This is a genomic window from Bradyrhizobium sp. LB14.3 (genome assembly GCF_040547985.1).
In the GTDB taxonomy this organism is placed as follows: domain Bacteria; phylum Pseudomonadota; class Alphaproteobacteria; order Rhizobiales; family Xanthobacteraceae; genus Bradyrhizobium.
Map to the genome: position 1 here is coordinate 396,919 of NZ_JBEPQT010000001.1, position 20,513 is coordinate 417,431.

Below are 20,513 nucleotides of genomic sequence, written 5' to 3' on the forward strand. Positions count from 1 at the left end.
ACTACACTCGTGAATGTGCGCTGAATGGTAAACCCCGGGCGATACCGGGTTCCCTCGAGCTATCTGCGGAGTTCAGCTCTGCCGCCGCCCTTTAGCCCACACGGCGAAGGCGATCAGCACGGCGCCTGCGAGCGTGAACCAGGTGATGGCGTATTGCAGGTGATCGTCCTTGAGATGGACGTCGAGGGGCCCCGGCCGCGGAATGCCGTTCTCGGGTGCGGGCTGCTCGAGGTCGATATAGAATGGCGCAACCGCGCCCCAGCCCAGCGTGCTCGCGATCGCCACATGATCGCGCACGAACCAGAGCCGCTTGTCGCGGTTCTCCGCCGGGGTCAGCCAGCCAGGTGCCTCGGGAAAGCGAAGATAGCCGGTGAACGAGACCACCTGCCCCGTGATGAGCTTCTTGACCGCGCGATCCTCGACGCTGCGATCCTGCATGGTGTTTTCGACGAAGCCGGCATCGATCACGACGGTTTCGCCGCTTGGCAGCCGCGCCGGCAGGAACGCCCAGGTACCGGGGCTTGCGGCATCCTTGCGCACGGCGGACCCGGGCGAATAGACCATCGCATCGGGCAACGGCGCATACGTCGCGGTAAAGCTGACACGGCGGAATTCATCGCGCGCGGGACTTAGCGCGGTCCATCGTGCTGGCGGCGGCAGCGCGACCGGTGCCTCCGCAAGACGCTCGGTGAGCGCTGTGATCAGCTCGTGCTTGGCGAGGCGGCGCTGCAATTGCCAGAGGCCGAGCGCGACGCAGACCGCGGCCAGGAAAAGCGTGAACAGCGCGAAGCCGGCCACGCGAGGCTTGCGCGCGGTCTCGTTCATTTCGCGCGGTCGACCAGCTGGCCCGGCGCCGCCTTGTGGTGGAATTGCAGCGCGATCAGCAGCGACTTCATCGCGCGCAACGGCAGCAGCGTGGTCGCGAGGATCAGCGGCAGCCACAGCACCGCGTGCAGCCAATACGGCGGCTGATACTTGACCTCGACGACGAGCGCGCAGCCGACCACGATCGCGCCGGCCAGCATGATGATGAAGATCGCAGGACCGTCGCCGGAATCGATGAAGGCGTAGTCGAGGCCGCAACGGTCGCAGGCGGGCGCAAGCGTCAGGAAGCCCGCATAGAGCTTGCCCTGGCCGCAGCGCGGGCATTTGCAGGCAAGCCCGCGCAGCGCGCTTTGCAGGACAGTGGCTTGTGGCTGGGACGTATCGGAGGCTTGGTTCATGATGAAGGAGTCTATCACAGTTCTGCCGAAACCTCCGGCGCGTCGAAAGCGAAAGGGCGGCCCTGCGGCCGCCCTTTCTGATCAATCCAAGGCTGCTCAGTGCGCGCCGTGGGCCATGGACTCGGCGCCGTGTCCCCACACATAGATGCAGAGGAACAGGAACAGCCAGACCACGTCGACGAAGTGCCAGTACCAGGCGGCAAACTCGAAGCCGAGATGCTGCGTCGGCGTGAAGTGGCCGGCATAGGCGCGGAACAGGCAGACCAGCAGGAAGATGGTGCCGATCAGCACGTGGAAACCGTGGAAGCCGGTCGCCATGAAGAAGGTCGCGCCGTAGACGTTGCCGGCGAACGAGAACGCCGCGTGGCCGTACTCATAGGCCTGCACGCAGGTGAAGAGCGCGCCGAGCACGACGGTGATGATCAGGCCGTATTTCAGGCCCTGGCGGTCGTTCTCGAGCAGCGCGTGATGGGCCCAGGTCACCGTGGTGCCGGAGGTGAGCAGGATCAGCGTGTTCAGGAGCGGCAGATGCCAGGGATCGAAGGTCTCGATGCCGTGCGGCGGCCAGGTGCCCGGCACAGCGCAGGCGCCGGCCGCGGTACCGAGACCGCAGCCGAATATCGCATCGCGCGTGGCGTGGACGGCGTCGGCCGGGAACAGCGCTGCGTTGAAATAGGCCCAGAACCAGGCGACGAAGAACATCACCTCGGAGGCGATGAACAGGATCATGCCGTAGCGGTGATGCAGCTGCACGACGCGGGTGTGGTCGCCCTTGTACTGGGCTTCCTTGATCACGTCGCCCCACCAGCTCGCCATGGTGTAGAGCACGCCGACGGTGCCGACGCCGAAGATGATTGGCGCCGCCGAGAACATGTGGTGCATCCAGGCGATCGCACCGACCGCCATGATGAAGGCCGAGATCGAGCCGACGACGGGCCACGGCGAGGGATCGACCAGATGGTAGTCGTGATGCTTGGTGTGCGCCGTTGCCATTTGCGGTCTCGCTCCTCAATCCCGTGCCTGTCCGGCACTTATCCCCTTGTTTCCAACCCCCTGAGCGTGAGCCCGGCGATCAGAGATTTCCCTTGCGTTTGTCGCCCTCGCCAGAGGCAACCGGCTTCACCACCGGATCGCGCACCGGATAGAACGTGTAGGACAGCGTGATCGTGTTCAGCCCGTCGTTATCGTGGTCGTCCGCGATCGACGGATCGACGTAGAACACAACCGGCATCTCGCGCTTCTCGCCGGGCGCCATGGTCTGCTCGGTGAAGCAGAAGCAGTTGATCTTCTGGAAATAGGACCCGACCGTCAGCGGCGCGACATTGTAGGCGGCCTGGCCTGCGGTGGTCCGCGCGGCCTGGTTGGTCACCGTGTAAAAGACTGTCACGACCTGACCGATATTGACCTCGATCTCGCTCTGCTCCGGCTCGAACTTCCAGGGCAGGCCGGGCGCGACGTTGGAATCGAAGCGCACCGCGATCTTCCGTGCGATCGGACCGCTCGCCGGCGCCGAGGTCGCGACCTGGGTCGTGCCGTTGAAGCCGGTGGCACGGCAGAACCAATTGTAGAACGGCACCGCCGCGTAGGAGGCGCCGACCATCAGCGCGACCACGCCGCCGCAGATCGAGGCGACCAGCACGTCGCGGCCGACACCCCTGAAAGGCCGACGCCTCTTGGTGGCCGTCCGGCTCTGATCCGGCGATATGGTCGGCTTCTGATCCATGTTTCCTACATCGGCCGGATGAGCACGGCCGGTCCCTTGACCATGGTCACGGCGAAGAACAGCACCACGAGCACGCCGAGCGCGAGCGCGATCGCGATCGAGCGCTGTCGACGGCTCTTCTTCTGCGCCTCGGTGAGGACGATTCCATCGATTTCAGGTTTGTCGGCCATTCCTGCGATCATGCGCCCCCTACCATCGGAGCAAGCGCCCGGAACACGACCTCGGCCAGCAAAGTCGCGAACAGCGCGAACAGATAAAGGATGGAGAACGCAAACAGCTTGCGCGTCGCCCGCAACGATTGGCTGCGCTCGCGGCGGATATAGACGTTGATGGCGAACGCCAGCATGCCGGCGCCGAGGATCAGCGAGACGATGCCGTAAATGGCATCAAAATAGCCGAGCGCCCACGGCGCAGCGGCGACCGCGATCAGCACGATGGTGTAGAGCAGGATCTGAAGCCGCGTCGCGTCGGGGCCGGCGACATTGGGCAGCATCGGAATGCCGGCGCGTGCGTAATCGTCGGAGCGAAATAGCGCCAGCGCCCAGAAGTGCGGCGGCGTCCAGAAGAAGATGATGGCGAACAGCAGCAGCGGCTCGACGTCGACCGTGCCTGTGACCGCGGCCCAGGCCACCACCGGCGGCAGCGCGCCGGCGGCACCGCCGATCACGATGTTCTGCGCGGTCCAGCGCTTCAGGCCGATCGTGTAGATCACGACGTAGAAGAAGATGGTGAAGGCGAGCAGCGCGCCCGCGATCCAGTTGACCAGGATGCCGAGCGTCATCACCGAGAAGAAGGCGAGCGTCATGCCGAAGGTCATCGCCTCGGGACGGGTGATACGACCGCGCGGAATCGGCCGGTTCGCTGTGCGCGACATCTTGGCGTCGATGTCGCCTTCCAGCGCCATGTTGAGCGCGCCCGAGGCGCCGGCACCGACCGCGATGCAGAGCAGCGAGGTGAAAGCCAGCACCGGGTGGAAATGCCCGGGCGCCAGCGCCATTCCGACCAGCGCGGTGAAGATCACCAGCGACATCACCCGCGGCTTCAAGAGCGCGATGTAGTCGCCAACCTCCGCTTCGGAGATGCGGGGATTGATGTCGACGGCGTTGTGGTCGAGGACGGACACTTAGTTTGACTCGCTTTGTTGTAGAGCCGCGGCGCCCGTCACGGGCGCCGCGAGAGATTGATTACTGCACGCGGGGCAGCACTTCGAACTGGTGGAACGGCGGCGGCGAGGGCAGCGTCCATTCCAGCGTGGTCGCACCGGCACCCCACGGATTGTCGCCAGCCGGCACCTTTTTCGCGAAGGCGTCGATCACGCAATAGAGGAAGATCAGCACGCCGAAGCCGGAGATGTAGGAGCCGAGCGACGAGACCAGGTTCCAGCCCGCGAACGCGTCGGGATAGTCGACGTAGCGGCGCGGCATGCCCGACAGGCCGAGGAAGTGCTGCGGGAAGAACACCAGGTTGACGCCGATGAAGGTGACCCAGAAGTGAGTCTTGGCCAGCGTCTCGTTGTACATGTAGCCCGACATCTTTGGGAACCAGTAGTACCAGCCCGCAAAGATCCCGAACACCGCGCCGAGCGACAGCACGTAGTGGAAATGCGCGACGACGTAGTAGGTCTCCTGCAGCACGCGGTCGACGCCGGCATTCGCCAGCACGACGCCAGTGACGCCGCCGACGGTGAACAGGAAGATGAATCCCACCGCCCAGATCATCGGGGCGCGGAACTCGATCGAGCCGCCCCACATCGTGGCGATCCACGAGAAGATCTTCACGCCGGTCGGAACCGCGATGACCATCGTGGCAGCGACGAAATAGGCCTGGGTCGCCGAGGACATGCCGACCGTGTACATGTGGTGCGCCCACACCACGAAGCCGATGCCGCCGATCGCGACCATGGCGTAGGCCATGCCGAGATAGCCGAACACTGGCTTGCGCGAGAAGGTCGAGACGATCTGGCTGACCATGCCGAAAGCCGGCAGGATCAGGATGTACACTTCGGGGTGGCCGAAGAACCAGAACAGATGCTGGAACAGCACGGGGTCGCCGCCGCCTTCGGGGTTGAAGAATGTCGTCCCGAAATTGCGGTCGGTGAGCAGCATGGTGATGGCACCGGCGAGCACCGGCAGCGACAACAGCAGCAGGAACACCGTCACCAGGATCGACCACACGAACAGCGGCATCTTGTGCAGGGTCATGCCCGGCGCGCGCATGTTGAAGATGGTGGTGATGAAGTTGATCGCACCGAGGATCGAGGAGGCACCGGCAAGATGGATCGACAGGATTGCGAAGTCGACGGCCGGCCCCGGATGGCCCGAGGTCGACAGCGGCGCATACATCGTCCAGCCCGCGCCGACGCCGTTGGCACCCGGCTCGCCCTCGACGAAGGTCGACATCAGCAGCAGCGCGAACGAGGCCGGCAGCAGCCAGAACGAGATGTTGTTCATGCGCGGGAACGCCATGTCGGGCGCGCCGATCATCAGCGGCACGAACCAGTTGCCGAAGCCGCCGATCATCGCGGGCATGACCATGAAGAAGATCATGATCAGGCCGTGAGAGGTCACGAACACATTGTAGGTGTGCGTCTCGTGGAAGATCTGCACGCCCGGATACATCAGCTCGGCACGGATCGCGATCGACATCGCGGCGCCGATGATGCCGGCGATGACCGCGAAGATCAGGTACATCGTGCCGATGTCCTTGTGGTTGGTCGAATAGACGTAGCGCCGCCATCCAGTCGGATGGGCGTGCTCGTCATGTCCGTGGTCTTGCGCGTGATCGCCGTGTGCCGCTGCGCTCGTTGCCATTTTCAAATCCTGCCTTGCGTCCCGATCGGACCCTTTGGAGGTCCCGCCTTTATGTCGCTTTCAGTCCCCTCGAGCCCCTCGCCCGGCGCTTACTGCGTCGGGCCGGCCGTGGAGGCGTAGGTGCTGGTGCCGCCGCTCGCAAATTTCTTCTTCGCCGTCTCAACCCAGGAGGCGAACTCCTGGTCCTCCACGACGCGAATCGCGATCGGCATGAAGGCGTGGTCCTTGCCGCACAGCTCCGAGCACTGGCCGTAGAACATGCCGGTCTTGGTGGCCTTGAACCAGGTTTCGTTCAGTCGTCCCGGAATGGCGTCGATCTTGACGCCGAAAGCCGGCATCGCGAAGGCGTGGATGACGTCGGCGCCGGTGACCTGGACACGAATCACCTTATTGACCGGCACCACCATCTCGTTGTCGACACCGAGCAGCCGGGGCTGCTTGTCCTGGGCCAACAGCGAGTCGAACTCGAACTTGCCGTTATCAGGATAGGCGTAGGACCAGTACCACTGCTTGCCGGTCGCCTTGATGGTGATATCCGCCTTCGGCACGTCGAGCTCCAGGAACAGCAGGCGGAACGACGGCACCGAGATACCAACCAGAATCAGCACCGGAACGAGCGTCCACGCCACCTCGATCAGCGTGTTGTGCGTGGTCCGCGACGGCACCGGATTGGCCTTCGAGTTGAACTTGACGACCACGATCACGAGCAGCGCCAGAACGAACAGCGTGATCACAGTGATCAGCACGAACAGGAAATTGTGGAACCAGACAATATTGTCCATCACCGGGGAAGCGGACCGCTGAAGCGTCCACTCCCACGGCGCCGGTTGCCCGAGTTCGGCGAATGCCGCGCCGCTCGTCGCCAGCGTCAGACCCGCCACGGCCAATCCCAGCAAGTGCCGGCCCACCGGGCCCATCGACAACTTCATGCCGTTCGCGCTCCCCTAACGAAATCACCCCAAGTGCATTCCCCTAATTTTCGGGAAACGCATTATTCGATCCGCCCGTCTGACAAACCGCCGCGCAAGAATACCTCTAAGAGGAACTGGGGCCGGATCGCTAGAACGCCGAAATCAAGCCTCTCAAACCATAATTCTTGATCTATCGCAATGCAGTCTTAAGCCCGGTCTGTCAGCCATCGCCCGCAAGATATTTCCTAGTAACATCAGACAAAAATACCGTTTCCCGCGATGCTGCGGCTTGACAGCGGAATTGCCCGCGTTAGGCACTGGCAGACAGCCGCACCGGAACCTGATTCGTGCGGGCGGCGGCGGCCGTGGCGGCGTGGAATTTGCTTGCGAATCGCCTTCAAGACGCCGTCATTCCCGTATCAGTCCGCCAGGTGCGAGCGACCCAGGCGAGCAGAGGGACCGACCCGATGGGGTTTTCGAGATGCATGGCAAGGCCGGCGACAAGCCAGGCTAGCGGCCTCACGAAGCTGGCTGCCCTGCTGGCTGCTGTCGTCGTCCTGGCGTTCCCGGGCCTCGCCCATGCGCAGGGCGCGGTGCGCTCCGTCCATGGCGACTGGCAGATTCGCTGCGACACCCCGCCGGGCGCCCAATCCGAGCAATGCGCCCTGATCCAGAGCGTGGTGGCCGAAGACCGCTCCAATGCCGGCCTGACCGTGATCGTGCTCAAGACCGCCGACCAGAAAAGCCGTCTGATGCGGGTCGTCGCCCCCCTTGGCGTTCTCCTGCCCTCCGGCCTCGGCCTCAAGCTCGACAACCAGGACGTCGGCCGTGCCGGCTTTGTCCGCTGCCTGCCCAATGGCTGCGTCGCCGAGGTCGTGATGGACGACAAGCTGCTCGGCCAGCTCCGCACCGCCAAGACCGCGACCTTCATCATCTTCGAGACCCCGGAAGAAGGCATCGGCTTCCCGCTCAGCCTGAACGGGCTCGGCGAGGGATATGACAAGCTGCCATAGGCGAGTTCCGCTCGGCAGGCTGAGCACGGCGGTTGACGGAACTTACGTTAGATTCATCCCGCGGTGGGGGGTTCCGAGCGAAGTTGATCAATCAGCGAAGACACATCCGCCTCCCACGGGAGCATCTGCCCCTGGGCACGACTCTGCTCAGGCAAAGGCGGCAACTCGGCGCCCAGAGTTCTTAGTATCTCCTCCGCGGCATCAAGATGACAACGTGCGACGTAAGCATCCCACTTTTTACCGAAACTATACACCGCTGCCGCGTCTTCGATCGCCCTTTTCTCCTCCCCCAGCACCTGCCACAACTCGGCCATCGCCAAACTGCAGCGCACGCTAGTAGTCTCGATTTCGTTTGCTTGGTTCGTCGCGTCAAATTCCTCGCCAGCCAGAATTCTGGCTAAGATAAGACGAGCTTCACAGTATGAGCTACCAAGCCCATTTTCCTTGTACATCGCCAGCGCGCGAGAAAAGTGCTCAGCTGCGCAACGAGGCTCCTTGCGCGTGAGATGCCATTCTCCACGAATTTCATGTAGGGAATTAACCATGCGACGATTGCCTCCCCGCTTAGCTAATTCCTCCGCCCTCAATATCGCCTCTTCGGTCAGCTTCCCGCGATACAGCAAATCGCGAGCTCGCGCGCCCTCCGCATCGCCGGGCCTATAGTTTCCCGGAGTCCAATCCCGGCCAAGAGTTTCAATTTCGGTCCACAGGGCGTCAGCTAATGCCCAGTCACTCCCAAGTACAGATGAGGCGTATTCCCTGAGCTTCGAAATGAAGACCAACTCCGGATCTCGCGAAACCTTCGCGAGATGGAGACTGAGCGAACGAAGCCTTAGGCTGTCGGCCATTCTGCACCCATCAGCGAGCGCATTAGCGAAGCCGTAGATCGAGACGTAGACGCAGTTGATCATTCGCTTTTCAAGGCTAAGACGGATAGCCCGTTCAAAAAGGTCTTGGGCACGCTCTTGAGAAATTGGCGAGATCGATGCAGCTGCGAGATTTGTGATGTACCAGCGTTCCTCCGGTTCATTCAGTGATGGGTCGCGATCCAATCCATCGGGAAAGAAGCCTTCGGCTAACGCAATCAGTTCGGCGATCGCACCAAGATTGAAATATAGAGCGTTGGCGAGGTCTCCTTGTAAGGCGTAGAAGCCTTCAGAATATCGCCGCATTCTCAGGAACGTGCTCACTACTTGGATGCCGTCAGCAACCTCTTCAAGAGTGTCGGCATTCACCCAGGGATCGTGCTGCCGACTAGTAAAATAATCGACGATACCTTGACCAAGCCAATCCGTTTCCTGTTTTTCAATTCGACCAGCTGCAACACTGCGAACGACAGGATGCAGGTCATATCGCTTCTCTGTGGTATCGTACTGCAGCAGTCCGCGTTTCTCGAGGTCGCGAAGCGTCGTATTAAGGTCACGCGAATTAGGGCGCGGCTGGACAATTATTTCCGCATCTTTGGGCTGGCCCACGGGGTTGGCATCATCGCGGGCCTGACTCAGAGCCTCTAAAGTCCGGAAATCGACAGCTCCTTGCAAAATTGAGAGAAGATGCAGCAGCCGCCTACCATTCGAATCCAAAGCATCGATAGCTGCCAGCAAAATATGGTTCTGGCGTTTCACAAGGCCAAGCTCACCTAGCTTGAGCGCCATCCCACCATTGTAATCGCGGACCCAATGGTCAAAATTGCCTCGGTCATAAGGATAATCGCTAACTAGACCTGCGAGCACCCCCACAACAAGTGGATGGCAATCACAGTTGTGTTGGAGATAAGCACGAATTTCCCTCGAATTGCCGGTAACTCCGCATCGCCTAAACAGAGCCTCCGCATCAACCGGGCGGAGGCCGGGCAATATTTCCCGACGCACGCCCGGCACAGCCATGTGCGACGAATTGATCAAGATTCGCGGCGTTAATCTTGAGGACACCAGAACTTTCGATGGTGCTGCCGCCGCCAACCGGCGTAGTAGCTCGCCATCTTCGGGGCGTATTGCGGCAGAAGGATCTCGGTGTGCTAGTTGATCAACTTCAGAGCCAACATCGGAGTCCGGTGCTTGCGCGGCATCATGCCTATGATAGGCGACAAGAATGCGCTCGAGTCCGTCTAACACTAAGAGCCACGGACGCTGCTGCAACTCTCCGACAAGATATTCGCTGAGTGTCGTCGGCCCCAACTTTCTAAACTCTCCGATTGGCCTCTGCGTTATGTAGGCGAGCGCTTGGCAGCAAAAGTCTGCCATGACTGCTCCCTTCTCGTAGAACGAGTACCAGAACAGACCCGCCCAATCGGGCCTCGCTGTCTGCGCGTGTTTCGTCGTCCACTCCCAAGTGAGCATGCTTTTTCCTGATCCTCCGATGGCTTCGAGAAGCAACATTGGATTCGGGTCAGCCGCCGCGCACCAATCAGAAAGTGTCTGCAGTTCTGATTCTCGCCCGACGAAATCGTGCGAGCCGAGATATCTCGGCACAGCAGCCAAGAGTGGTGGTCGAGGTAAGTTCAAATTCCGAGCGTCGTTACCTAGCGCGTCCAATACAGACGGGCCTGTCCCAGGAAATGCGTAATGATTTGTTGCAGGCTGCTGCTCACGCGGGAACGGAATTGGTCGGGGCGGCTTGGATGCTGGCGTCAGAAAACTCGCAAGCTTCGACCTCGCAGCTGCCTCACCCAGGCCATGCAGATCACAGCGCTTCAGCGGCGCGAGCAGAGTGGGTGGCTCGCAGGGTTCAACAAAAATTGGTATCAGGAAGCCCGGCCGGGCTGTGGTTGCGGCCCAATGAGCCGCGCGACGCTCCCAGCTCGAATAAGGGGCGTTGAGATAGGCAGCGCTCACCACGCATAGAACGTGATCGGCGCTGTGATGTCTTTCCTCCATCCATTGAGAAATATCGCCTCCGGCGGAGATTTCCCATTCATGAAGCCGTGGAATATGTCCCAGCTTCTCAAGTTCCTGCCCTATCCAGAAGGCCCAATCGCGGTCCTTAGACGTATAACTGACAAAGATGTCGGCCACATCCGCTCCCAAAAACTGACCTTACTCGCCATCCCAAACCTCGCAGGATTCGCGATGGCAGAATATCTTGTCGCCGACCCCACACGCAAAGGAAGAATCGCTTGCGTACAGCAACCTCCTCTAGGCCATTTTGCCAAAAAGCGAGCACAAAAGGACAAAAGGGATGAGTTCACCGGCCTGGCAGCTCTGCAAAGCTGAGGTTCTGATCGAACAGCAGCCTCATATCGGTGCGGTCACCAATCGCCTCTCGCGGTCGGCGGCATAGGCCAGGCAGGCGCGGATATCGTCCTCGGTCAGTTCGGGGAAGTCGTCGAGGATTTGAGCGTGGGTCTGACCAGCAGCCAGCCAGCCGAGCACATCTGCCACAGCGATCCGCATGTGGCGGATGCAGGGTCGCCCCCCACGCTTGCCAGGCTCAATCGAGATGGTGTCTCGGTAATTCATGAAAGCAGCATAGCATCGATCTGTATCAGCGTTAGGGCCCCCTGCTTCCAGCCCAATCCTATCGTTTCCGTAATGTGACGGCCAAGCCCCTCGCGGAACCGCCGGGAAACCATTATCTTGCCTCACATCCCCCGATAATGGACGGACGCATGACCAACCCTGCCACAACCTCCCTGCTCGACCGCGCCAATCTCGACCGCGACCAGGTTCGCAACGAGCTCGCGCGCGGGCTTGCCGGTGCCGACGACGGCGAATTGTTCCTGGAATATAGCCAGACCGAAGCGCTGATGTTCGACAACGGGCGGCTGAAGCAGGCGACCTACGACACTTCGCAGGGCTTTGGGCTGCGCGCCGTCAAGGACGACGCGGTTGGCTATGCGCACTCCTCCGACGTTTCGCTGCCGGCGCTGATTCGCGCTGCGGACGCGGTCGCGGCCGTGCGCGGCGGTTATTCCGGGAGCTTCGCAGCGCCTCCAGCGCATACCAACGTGCGGCTTTATAGTGACGACAATCCGCTCGATGCCCCCGGCTTCGAGACCAAGGTAAAACTGCTTGCCGAGATCGACGCCTATCTGCGCGACAAGGATCCGCGGGTACGGCAGGTCAGCGTCAGTCTGGGCGCGACCTGGCAGGTGGTCGAGATCCTGCGGCCCGACGGCGAAAGCTATCGTGACATCCGCCCGCTGGTGCGCGTCAACGTCTCCGTCGTCGCCGGCCAGGGCGACCGCCAGGAGAGCGGCAGCAAGGGTTATGGCGGCCGCGCCGGCTACGCCGAATTCATCGAGAGCAAGAACTGGCGTGACGCCGCCGACGGCGCGCTGCGCGAGGCCCTCGTCAATCTGGAATCGATTCCCGCCCCCGCCGGCGAGATGGACGTCGTGCTCGGGGCCGGCTGGCCCGGCGTGATGCTGCATGAAGCGGTCGGCCATGGCCTCGAGGGCGACTTCAACCGCAAGAAGACGTCTGCGTTTGCGGGCCTGATGGGCCAGCAGGTCGCGGCCAAGGGCGTCACCGTGGTCGACGACGGCACCATTGCCTCGCGCCGCGGCTCGCTGTCGATCGACGACGAGGGCACGCCGACCAACCGCACCGTGCTGATCGAGGACGGCGTGCTGGTCGGCTACATGCAGGACCGCCAGAACGCGCGCCTGATGAACATGAAGCCGACCGGCAACGGCCGTCGCCAGGGCTATGCCCATGTGCCGATGCCGCGCATGACCAACACCTACATGCTCGCGGGCGACCGCGATCCGGCCGAGATTCTCGCCTCGGTGAAGAACGGCGTCTTCGCCGCGAATTTCGGCGGCGGTCAGGTCGACATCACCTCGGGCAAATACGTGTTTCAGTGCACCGAGGCCTACAAGATCGAAAACGGCAAGATCGGTGCGCCGTTGAAGGGCGCCATGTTGATCGGCAACGGGCCGACCGACCTGCATCGCATTCGCATGATCGGCAACGATCTCGCGCTCGATACCGGCATCGGCACCTGTGGCAAGAACGGCCAGGGCGTGCCGGTCGGCGTCGGCCAGCCGTCGCTTCTGATGGAACGCATTACGGTGGGTGGAACGGGCGGATGAGTGTCGAGAAGGTAACTGTCACCACGAAGCGGAAGAGCAGCGGCTGGGCCGGCCAGCTCGCGCAGCTCGCCGGCATCGTCGCCGCGGTGTTCATCGCAAAGGGCGCGCTGGCCGAGCCGTTCTACGTGCCGTCGGGCTCGATGGAGCCGACATTGTTGATCGGCGACGCCTTGATCGCCTCGAAATTCCCCTACGGCTACGGCACCTCGTCGCTGCCGATCCAGATCAACCTGCCCGAGAGCGGCCGCGTCTTCGCGGAAACGCCCAAGCAGGGCGACGTCGTCGTGTTCCGCTGGCCCGGCGACCGCTCGCAGGCCTGGGTCAAGCGCGTCGTGGGTCTGCCCGGCGACCGCATCCAGCTGCGGCAGGGCCAGCTCTTCGTCAATGACCGTCCCGCCGAGCTGAAGCCGGACGGCGTCGGCGCCGCCGAGGACGACAATGGCGGCAGCGAGCCCGCCTATCGCTATGTCGAGACGCTGCCGAACGGCGTCTCGCATCTGATCTTCAAGATGCGCGACAACGGTCCGCTCGACAACACGCAGGAAGTGACGGTGCCGGCAGGCCATCTCTTCGTGCTCGGCGACAACCGCGACAATTCCGCCGACAGCCGCGTGCCCTTGCGCTCCGGCGGCGTCGGCCTGTTGCCGATCGACAATCTGGTCGGCCGTGCCGATGCCGTCCTCGGATCCTGGGATCTCGGCATCCGCGGCCAGCCGGTGTGGACCTGGCTGTCCGGATTTCGCATGGCGCGGTTTTTCACCGCCGTGCATTGAAGGCCGGAATGTCTCGCCCTCTCCCGCGCGCGGGAGAGATTGCTTAGCTATGCTCGCAATGACGGCGGTGAGAGCTGCACGCTAGCGCACCACGCCCGACGTAAACCCCGCCTTCCGGCGCGGCGGCTTGATTTCCTTTTTCAGGAAGCAGCGCGCCTCGCGTCCGGTGTAGCCGGGGCGTGCATAGGTGAAGGCGCGGCATTTGTTGTCGGCGGTGCAGGCGGCCTTGCAGGCCTCTCCGCCTTCGCCGGCCTTGATCTCGAAATTGCGCAAATCGCCGCCGGGACGGTCGATCGAGGTCTCCACGCCTGCGACGCGCGGCTCGATCACGCCGGCGCCACGCACACCGGAGATGCAGCAGCTTTCCGGCACGCGCGCCGGCACCGCGTTCTTGAGCCAGCACACCGCCGAGCCGCCTTCGACGTCGGGATAGCTGAAGCTCCAGGAGCGGCAGCGGCGGTCGCGCTCGCATAGCAGCGCGCAATCCTCGGGATCACCTGACGTGACCGGCGTGCTGAAATAGTCTCCGCCGGGCCGATCGAACGCCGTCTGGGCGCGCACAGGCCAGCTCGCAAACACGAGCGAAAGCAGCGCGGCACATGCCACGACGCTTGCCAGGACGCTCGCCATGACGGCCAGGCGGCCCTTCCCCATCGAAACAGCTTTCGGGTTATTGACGACGCTCAGGTTTTTCAGCCGGCCATTTGATCGCCGCAAACCTGTATGGGCGATGAACGGCTCGGGTCCTGATCGTTGGCCTCTCAGGTCTAGAACGCGTATTCCGCGTAGGCCGGTTCCACCGAGCCGTTCCAGGGACCGTTGAACTTCTCGAGCATCTCCTCGGCCGGCGTGCGGCCGGAATCGATGATGCGATCGAGCGGCTCCAGATGCCGGGTCTCGTCGCGGCCGAGCTGATCGATCCGGCCGCGCCGGCGCAGGCCGGCATGTGCCAGAACGAGGCATTCCTTGGCGATCTCGAACAGATAGCGGTCCTTGATCCGCGACTTGAAGCCGAAGCGCGGCACGTCGTCGCGCAGGCCCTGACGCTCATGCGCGGTCCAGTGCTTCACAAGGTCCCAGGCGGCATCGAGCGACACGTCGTCGTAGAGCAGCCCCGCCCAGAACGCCGATAACGCCGGCAGACGGCCCCATGGGCCACCGTCGGAGCCGCGCATTTCGAGATAGCGCTTGAGACGCACCTCCGGGAAGATCGTCGAAAGATGGTTGGCCCAGTCCGACAAGGTCGGGCGTTCCCCGGGCAAATTGTTGTTGCGGCCATCGAAGAAGGCGCGAAACGAAGAGCCGGAGACGTCGATGTAATCCTCGTCGCGCTTGACGAAGTACATGGGTACGTCGAGCGCGTAGTCGACATAGCGCTCAAAGCCCATGCCGTCCTCGAACGCCCACGGCATCATGCCCGAACGCGCATTGTCGGTGTCGCGCCAGATCTCGGACCGGAAGGAGAGGAAGCCGTTCGGCTTGCCCTCGGTAAACGGCGAATTGGCGAACAAGGCGGTTGCGACCGGCTGTAGCGCGAGCGAAACACGCAGCTTCTTGACCATGTCGGCTTCGGAGGAAAAGTCGAGATTGGTCTGCACCGTGCAGGTCCGGTACATCATGTCGAGGCCGTATTGGCCGACCTTCGGCATGTAATTGGTCATGATCTTGTAGCGGCCCTTGGGCATCACCGGGATGTCGGCGCGCGACCAGGACGGCGTCATGCCGAGCCCGAGGAAGCCGATGCCGAGCGGCGTTGCGATCTCGCGCACCTGCGCCAGATGCGCCATCAGCTCGCTCTGGGTCTGGTGCACGTTCTCGACCGGCGCACCGGAGAGCTCGAACTGTCCGCCGGGCTCGAGCGAGATCGCGCCGCCGCCGGTGACGTCGTAGAGGCCGATGATGTTGCCCTTCTCCATGATCGGCTCCCAGCCGAGCAGGAGCTTCATGCCTTCGAGCAGCGCACCGATACCGCGCGCGCCTTCGTAGGGCACCGGGCAGTGGCCTTCGAGCGTGAACGGCGTCTTCTCGTGCTCGGTGCCCATGCGGAATTCGGACGGGTCCTTGCAGCCTTCCTCGAACCACGTGACGAGCTCGTCACGCGATTGCAGCGGCGTCATATCGATCTGGTCTCGCGCCATATCAAACTCTAATTAAAAGGGCGCTTCGACAGAAGGCGCGCGGGTGACGGGGACGGTCCGCGCACCCATCGGGTGCACGGACGAGCTGGTGTGCCGCGCGCTCATCGCGACGGCGTGGTTTCGTTGGCGTGGACGACCGGCGGCAGTTTCATCTCGCCGCACGAGCAGCCCAGGCGGTCGAGCAGACCGCTGAGCTTGACGGCATCCGCGTCGGACAGTTTCGAACCGACATATTTCTCGATTGCGGCCGAATAGGCGCCCCACATCCGCTTCTGCAATTCGCGGCCGGCTTCGCTGATCTCCACGAACTGGCCGCGCTTGTCGATCTTGCATTCACGCCGCGAGGCGAGGCCTTCGTCGACCAGACGGTCAATCAGCCGCGATGTCGAATATTGCGGGATCAGCATCTGCCGTTCGAGTTCGACCGGGCGCAACTCACCCGAAGGCGCCCGCGACAATTCGAGCAGGGCGTCGTACCATGCCAGCGGCGGGAACCCCGCCTTCTTCAGGTCCTGCTCGACGCAATCGAGCACGCGGCTCTGCACCCGCATCAGGCGGATCCAGGCGGAAGTCGCCTCGGTCGATGGTTTGCGTTTCATGGTCCCGCTCAAGCTCGTCGCCCGTCTCTTACCCTACTCGATGCACCTGCATCAATCTTGACTATTTCAAGCAGATGCATGTAGTCGTTCTTTCGCCTGAACCAAGCAACAAGAGGAGGAAATTCCAATGAAATTGTACTATTCGCCCGGTGCCTGCTCGCTATCCCCCCACATCGCGCTCCTGGAAGCCGGCCTGCCCTATGAGCTGGTCAAGGTCGATATCCGGGCGAAGAAGCTCGAAAATGGTGAGGATTATCTGAAGCTGAACCCCAAGGGCCAGGTCCCTGCGCTGGGTCTCGATAGCGGAGAGATCGTGACCGAAGGCCCGGTGATTGTCCAGATCATCGCCGATCAGGCCTCAGCCAAGGCGCTGGCGCCGGCCCACGGCAGCTCCGAGCGCTACAAGCTGCTCGAATGGCTGAACTTCCTCACCTCGGAGGTCCACAAGAGCTTCGGCCCGATGTTCGCGCCGGCGCTGAACGACGAGGCCAAGGCGTTCTTCAGGGATCGCGTCATGGGCAAGCTGAAATACATCGACAGCCAGCTCGCCGGCCGCGATTACCTCATGGGCAAGCAGTTCACGGTGGCTGACGGCTATCTCTTCACGATGCTGACCTGGGGCGACCGGATGAAGTTCGACCTCTCGGCGATGCCGAACCTTGTCGCGTACAAGACCCGCGTCGCGGCGCGGCCGCAGGTGCAGGAAGCGATGAAGAAGGAAGGGCTGATTCCGGCCGCCTGAGACGCAAATGCGAAAGGCCGGATCGAGAATCCGGCCTTTCGTATTTTTCATCCCGGCTACGGGTTCAGAGAATTACGCCGCCGCTTTCTTGGGGGCGAAGCGGCCGTAGAAGGTTTCTCCCTTCGCGGCCATCTCCTCGAGGAGTTTCGGCGGGGTGAAGCGCGAGCCGTATTTCGCCTCCAGCTTGTGGCAGAGCTCGACGAAGGTCTTCGGGCCCATGAAGTCGATGTAGGAGAGGGTGCCACCGGTGAACGGCGCGAAGCCGAAGCCGAGGATCGAGCCGACATCCGCCTCGCGCGGATCGGTGATGACGTGATCCTCGACCGTGCGGGCGGCTTCCACCGCCTGCACCACCAGGAAGCGCTGCTTCAACTCCTCGATGTCGAGCGTATCGGGGTCGAGCTGCTTCGGCTGCAGCGCCGAGAGACCCGGCCACAGGCCCTTCTGGCCCTTGCCCTTCTCGGGGTAGTCGTAAAACCCCTTGCTGTTCTTGCGGCCGAGGCGACCCTGCTTCTCGACCATCTCCACCATCAGCTTCTTCTGATCGGGATTGATGGCGTTGGGACCGAGGTCGGCTTCCGTCGCCTTCATGATCTTGAGGCCGAGGTCGAGCGCGACTTCGTCGGAGAGCGAGAGCGGGCCGATCGGCATGCCGGCCATCTTGGCGCAGTTCTCGATCATCGCCGGCGGCACGCCCTCGAGGAACATCTCGTTGCCCTCGGCGACGTAGCGGCCGACGCAACGATTGGCGAAGAAGCCGCGGCTGTCGTTGACGACGATCGGCGTCTTGCCGATCTGCCGGACGTAGTCGAGCGCGGTCGCGATCGCGAGATCGCCGGTGTTCTTGCCCTGGATGATCTCGACCAGCATCATCTTCTCAACCGGCGAGAAGAAGTGGATGCCGACGAACCTGCCCTGGTCCTTGAAGCTCTCGGCCAGCGAGGTGATCGGAAGCGTCGAAGTATTGGACGCGAAGATCACGTCCGGCTTCATATGCTCCTGCGCCTTGGCAAAGGTATCAGCCTTGACCTTGCGGTCCTCGAACACGGCCTCGATGACGAGATCGACGTCCTTCAACGCGGCATAGTCCGCGGTCGGCGTGATGCGGGCGAGCAGGGCTTCTGCGTCACCGGGCTTGGCGCGGCCCTTCTTGATCTGCTCCTCGATCACCTTTTGCGCATGCGCCTTGCCCTTGTCGGCGCTCTCCTGGTCGCGATCGATCAGGACGACATCGAGGCCCGCACGGGCCGAGACATAGCCGACGCTCGCGCCCATGAAGCCGGCGCCGATCACGGCGATCTTCTTCACCTTGGTCGGCGGCACATCCTTCGGACGGCGCGCGCCCTTGTTCAATTCCTGCATCGACAGGAACAGGCTGCGGATCATCGCGGCCGCTTCCTTCGAGCGCAGCACCGAGGTGAAGTAGCGTGACTCCACCCGCAGCGCGGCGTCGATCGGCAGCTGCAGGCCTTCATAGACGCAGCTCATGATCGCGCGCGCGGCCGGATAATTGTCGTAGGTCTCGCGGCGATAGATCGCGTTGCCGGCCGGGAACATCATCATGCCGGCCTTGGAGAACACGGGACCGGCGGGGAGCTTGAAACCCTTCTCGTCCCAGGGCGCAACAGCCTTGCCGCCGCCCTTGATCCAGTCCTTTGCCGCCTTGACGAGATCGGCGGCGGGAACGATGGCATGGATCAGATTGAGGGCCTTGGCCTTCTCAACCGTGACAGGATCGCCCTTGAGCAGGATCGTCATCGCGTCCTGCGGCGGCACCAGGCGCGGCACGCGCTGCGTGCCGCCGGCGCCGGGGAACAGGCCGACCTTGACCTCGGGCAGGCCGAGGCGCGTCTTGGGATTCTCCGCGGCCACGCGATAGTGGCAGCACAGCGTGATCTCGAAGCCGCCGCCGAGCGCGAGGCCGTTGATCGCCGCCGCCCACGGTTTGCCGGAGGTCTCGATGGAGCGCAGCACCAGCGAAAAGCGCCGGCTCTGGTCGAACAGCATCTGGTTCGCGGCGGTCTCGCCCTGCTCCTTGAACAGTTTTGCGTAGGCCTGGTTCATGCCTTCGAGCATGGACAGGTCCGCACCGGCACAGAACGCCTCTTTCGCAGAGGTGATGACGACGCCCTTCACCGCGGCGTCAGCCGTGGTTTCCTTGACGATCGCGTCCAGCTCGCTGGTCGAGGTCTCGTCGAGCACGTTCATCGAACGGCCGGGGATATCCCAGGTGACGAGCGCGATGCCGTCGGAATCGGTCTCAACCTTGAAATTCTTGTAAGCCATGTTGGTTGCTCCCTACCCTTAGACGCGCTCGATGATGGTCGCGGTGCCCATGCCGCCACCGATGCACAACGTCACCAGCGCGGTCGCCTTGTTGGTGCGCTCGAGCTCGTCGAGCACGGTGCCGAGGATCATCGCACCGGTCGCACCGAGCGGATGGCCGAGCGCGATCGCACCGCCATTGACGTTGATCTTGGCGTTGTCGATGTCGAAGGCCTGGATGTAGCGCAGCACCACAGAGGCGAAGGCCTCGTTGAGCTCGAACAGGTCGATATCCGACTTCTTCATGCCGGAGCGTGCGAACAGCTTCTCGGTGACGTCGACCGGACCGGTCAGCATCATCGCCGGCTCGGAGCCGACATTGGCGAAGGCGCGAATTCTTGCACGCGGCTTCAGGCCGTATTTGCTGCCGGCTTCCTTGCTGCCGAGCAGAACCGCGCCGGCACCATCGACGATGCCCGACGAATTGCCGGCGTGGTGCACGTAATTGACGCGCTCGATCTCGGGATGCGACTGCACCGCAACGCCGTCGAAGCCGCCCATCTGCGCCATCATCGTGAACGCCGGCTGCAGCTGTGCCAGCGACTGCATCGTCGTCGACGGACGCATATGCTCGTCCTTGGCGAGGATGGTGAGGCCGTTGATGTCCTTCACCGGGACGATCGACTTGTCGAAGCGGCCTTCATCCCAGGACTTCGCCGCACGCTGCTGGCTCTGCACCGCATAGGCGTCGACGTCGTCGCGCGAGAAACCGTATTTGGTGGCGATCAAATCGGCCGAGACGCCCTGCGGCATGAAGTATGAGGGCACCGCCATCGATGGATCCATCGGCCAGGCACCGCCGGAGGCGCCGATGCCGACGCGGCTCATCGATTCCGCACCGCCGCCGATCACCAGCTCATGCTGCCCGCTCATCACCTGGGCTGCGGCAAAATTCACGGCGTCCAAGCCGGAGGCACAGAAGCGGCTGATCTGCACGCCGGGCACGGCCTCGCCGAGGCCCGCCTTCAGCGCCGCAAAGCGCGCGATGTCGGAGCCGGCTTCGCCGACCGGATCGACCACGCCGAGAATGACGTCATCGACGGAATCTTCCGGGAGGTTATTGCGGTCCTTCAGCGCCTTCAGCGGCACGGTCGCGAGCGCGAGCGCGGTGACTTCGTGCAGCGCGCCGTCCGCCTTGCCGCGGCCGCGCGGGGTGCGGACGTGGTCGTAAATATAGGCATCTGCCATGGGAGCCTCCTGATTGCGGTTATTGGTTACGAC

The 20,513-nt window shown here is 62.8% G+C and carries 19 protein-coding genes; 4 read left to right on the top strand and 15 right to left on the bottom strand.

Going from position 1 to position 20,513, the window contains the following annotated elements; translation table 11 throughout:
• Positions 1 to 72 precede the first annotated feature (72 nt).
• The 8 genes from ABIB00_RS01840 to coxB all read right to left on the bottom strand — a co-directional run bounded on the left by ABIB00_RS01840 (position 73) and on the right by coxB (position 6,685).
• Entirely contained in the window at positions 73 to 825 is a 753-nt protein-coding gene (locus ABIB00_RS01840; RefSeq protein ID WP_354103176.1) for an SURF1 family protein, read from the bottom strand.
• A complete protein-coding gene (locus ABIB00_RS01845) occupies positions 822 to 1,223 on the bottom strand; it encodes a DUF983 domain-containing protein (protein WP_354103177.1) in 402 nt (133 codons plus the stop codon). Before ABIB00_RS01845 ends, ABIB00_RS01840 begins: the two co-directional genes overlap by 4 nt.
• A 96-nt stretch (positions 1,224 to 1,319) precedes the next feature.
• Positions 1,320 to 2,216 carry a cytochrome c oxidase subunit 3 gene (locus ABIB00_RS01850; RefSeq protein ID WP_247352351.1) on the bottom strand — a complete coding sequence of 299 codons (897 nt, stop codon included), beginning with the start codon at positions 2,214 to 2,216 and terminating at the stop codon, positions 1,320 to 1,322.
• 79 nt (positions 2,217 to 2,295) lie between these two features.
• Positions 2,296 to 2,946, bottom strand: a complete 651-nt coding sequence (locus tag ABIB00_RS01855) for a cytochrome c oxidase assembly protein (RefSeq protein WP_247352349.1) — start codon at positions 2,944 to 2,946, stop codon at positions 2,296 to 2,298.
• A gap of 5 nt (positions 2,947 to 2,951) precedes the next feature.
• Positions 2,952 to 3,128 carry a cytochrome c oxidase system small membrane protein gene (locus ABIB00_RS01860; RefSeq protein ID WP_247352347.1) on the bottom strand — a complete coding sequence of 59 codons (177 nt, stop codon included), beginning with the start codon at positions 3,126 to 3,128 and terminating at the stop codon, positions 2,952 to 2,954.
• Entirely contained in the window at positions 3,125 to 4,069 is a 945-nt protein-coding gene (locus ABIB00_RS01865) for a heme o synthase (protein ID WP_354103178.1), read from the bottom strand. The genes ABIB00_RS01860 and ABIB00_RS01865 overlap by 4 nt, the downstream gene beginning before the upstream one ends.
• A 61-nt stretch (positions 4,070 to 4,130) precedes the next feature.
• The gene (gene ctaD, locus ABIB00_RS01870; protein ID WP_247352344.1) at positions 4,131 to 5,756 is read right to left on the bottom strand and encodes a cytochrome c oxidase subunit I; all 1,626 of its coding nucleotides are present in this window, start codon (positions 5,754 to 5,756) and stop codon (positions 4,131 to 4,133) included.
• An 89-nt stretch (positions 5,757 to 5,845) separates the two neighbouring features.
• Complete coding sequence (gene coxB, locus ABIB00_RS01875) at positions 5,846 to 6,685, bottom strand: cytochrome c oxidase subunit II (protein ID WP_247352342.1); 840 nt, start codon at positions 6,683 to 6,685, stop codon at positions 5,846 to 5,848.
• Positions 6,686 to 7,134: 449 nt separating this feature from the next.
• Here coxB and ABIB00_RS01880 point away from each other — a divergent pair, with 449 nt between their 5' ends.
• Positions 7,135 to 7,680: an invasion associated locus B family protein gene (locus ABIB00_RS01880; RefSeq protein WP_247352340.1), complete on the top strand. Its 546-nt coding sequence runs from the start codon at positions 7,135 to 7,137 to the stop codon at positions 7,678 to 7,680.
• A gap of 53 nt (positions 7,681 to 7,733) precedes the next feature.
• Here ABIB00_RS01880 and ABIB00_RS01885 read toward each other — a convergent pair whose 3' ends face one another.
• Positions 7,734 to 10,694, bottom strand: coding sequence for a TIR domain-containing protein (locus tag ABIB00_RS01885; protein ID WP_354103179.1), 2,961 nt, complete (start codon positions 10,692 to 10,694; stop codon positions 7,734 to 7,736).
• 219 nt (positions 10,695 to 10,913) lie between these two features.
• Positions 10,914 to 11,138: a DUF433 domain-containing protein gene (locus ABIB00_RS01890; protein ID WP_354103180.1), complete on the bottom strand. Its 225-nt coding sequence runs from the start codon at positions 11,136 to 11,138 to the stop codon at positions 10,914 to 10,916.
• Positions 11,139 to 11,287: 149 nt separating this feature from the next.
• Here ABIB00_RS01890 and tldD point away from each other — a divergent pair, with 149 nt between their 5' ends.
• On the top strand, positions 11,288 to 12,715 hold the full coding sequence (tldD, locus tag ABIB00_RS01895; RefSeq protein WP_026233924.1) for a metalloprotease TldD: 1,428 nt from the start codon (positions 11,288 to 11,290) through the stop codon (positions 12,713 to 12,715).
• Positions 12,712 to 13,488, top strand: a complete 777-nt coding sequence (gene lepB, locus ABIB00_RS01900) for a signal peptidase I (protein WP_247448401.1) — start codon at positions 12,712 to 12,714, stop codon at positions 13,486 to 13,488. The genes tldD and lepB overlap by 4 nt, the downstream gene beginning before the upstream one ends.
• An 81-nt stretch (positions 13,489 to 13,569) precedes the next feature.
• Here the strand turns inward: lepB and ABIB00_RS01905 are convergent, their stop codons facing one another.
• The 3 genes from ABIB00_RS01905 to ABIB00_RS01915 form a co-directional block, all read right to left on the bottom strand.
• Positions 13,570 to 14,142, bottom strand: a complete 573-nt coding sequence (locus ABIB00_RS01905; protein WP_247352332.1) for a PAN domain-containing protein — start codon at positions 14,140 to 14,142, stop codon at positions 13,570 to 13,572.
• A 113-nt stretch (positions 14,143 to 14,255) separates the two neighbouring features.
• Complete coding sequence (locus ABIB00_RS01910) at positions 14,256 to 15,626, bottom strand: glutamate--cysteine ligase (protein ID WP_354103181.1); 1,371 nt, start codon at positions 15,624 to 15,626, stop codon at positions 14,256 to 14,258.
• A 101-nt stretch (positions 15,627 to 15,727) separates the two neighbouring features.
• Positions 15,728 to 16,225, bottom strand: coding sequence for a MarR family winged helix-turn-helix transcriptional regulator (locus ABIB00_RS01915; protein ID WP_247352328.1), 498 nt, complete (start codon positions 16,223 to 16,225; stop codon positions 15,728 to 15,730).
• Between the two features lie 127 nt (positions 16,226 to 16,352).
• On the opposite strand from ABIB00_RS01915, the gene gstA reads away from it, so the two are divergent.
• Positions 16,353 to 16,967: a glutathione transferase GstA gene (gstA, locus tag ABIB00_RS01920; protein ID WP_247448398.1), complete on the top strand. Its 615-nt coding sequence runs from the start codon at positions 16,353 to 16,355 to the stop codon at positions 16,965 to 16,967.
• Between the two features lie 72 nt (positions 16,968 to 17,039).
• On the opposite strand, the gene ABIB00_RS01925 is transcribed toward gstA, so the two are convergent.
• Both ABIB00_RS01925 and ABIB00_RS01930 read right to left on the bottom strand, forming a co-directional pair.
• Positions 17,040 to 19,253 carry an FAD-dependent oxidoreductase gene (locus ABIB00_RS01925; protein ID WP_354103182.1) on the bottom strand — a complete coding sequence of 738 codons (2,214 nt, stop codon included), beginning with the start codon at positions 19,251 to 19,253 and terminating at the stop codon, positions 17,040 to 17,042.
• Positions 19,254 to 19,271: 18 nt separating this feature from the next.
• A complete protein-coding gene (locus tag ABIB00_RS01930; RefSeq protein WP_354103183.1) occupies positions 19,272 to 20,480 on the bottom strand; it encodes an acetyl-CoA C-acetyltransferase in 1,209 nt (402 codons plus the stop codon).
• Positions 20,481 to 20,513: the final 33 nt, after the last annotated feature.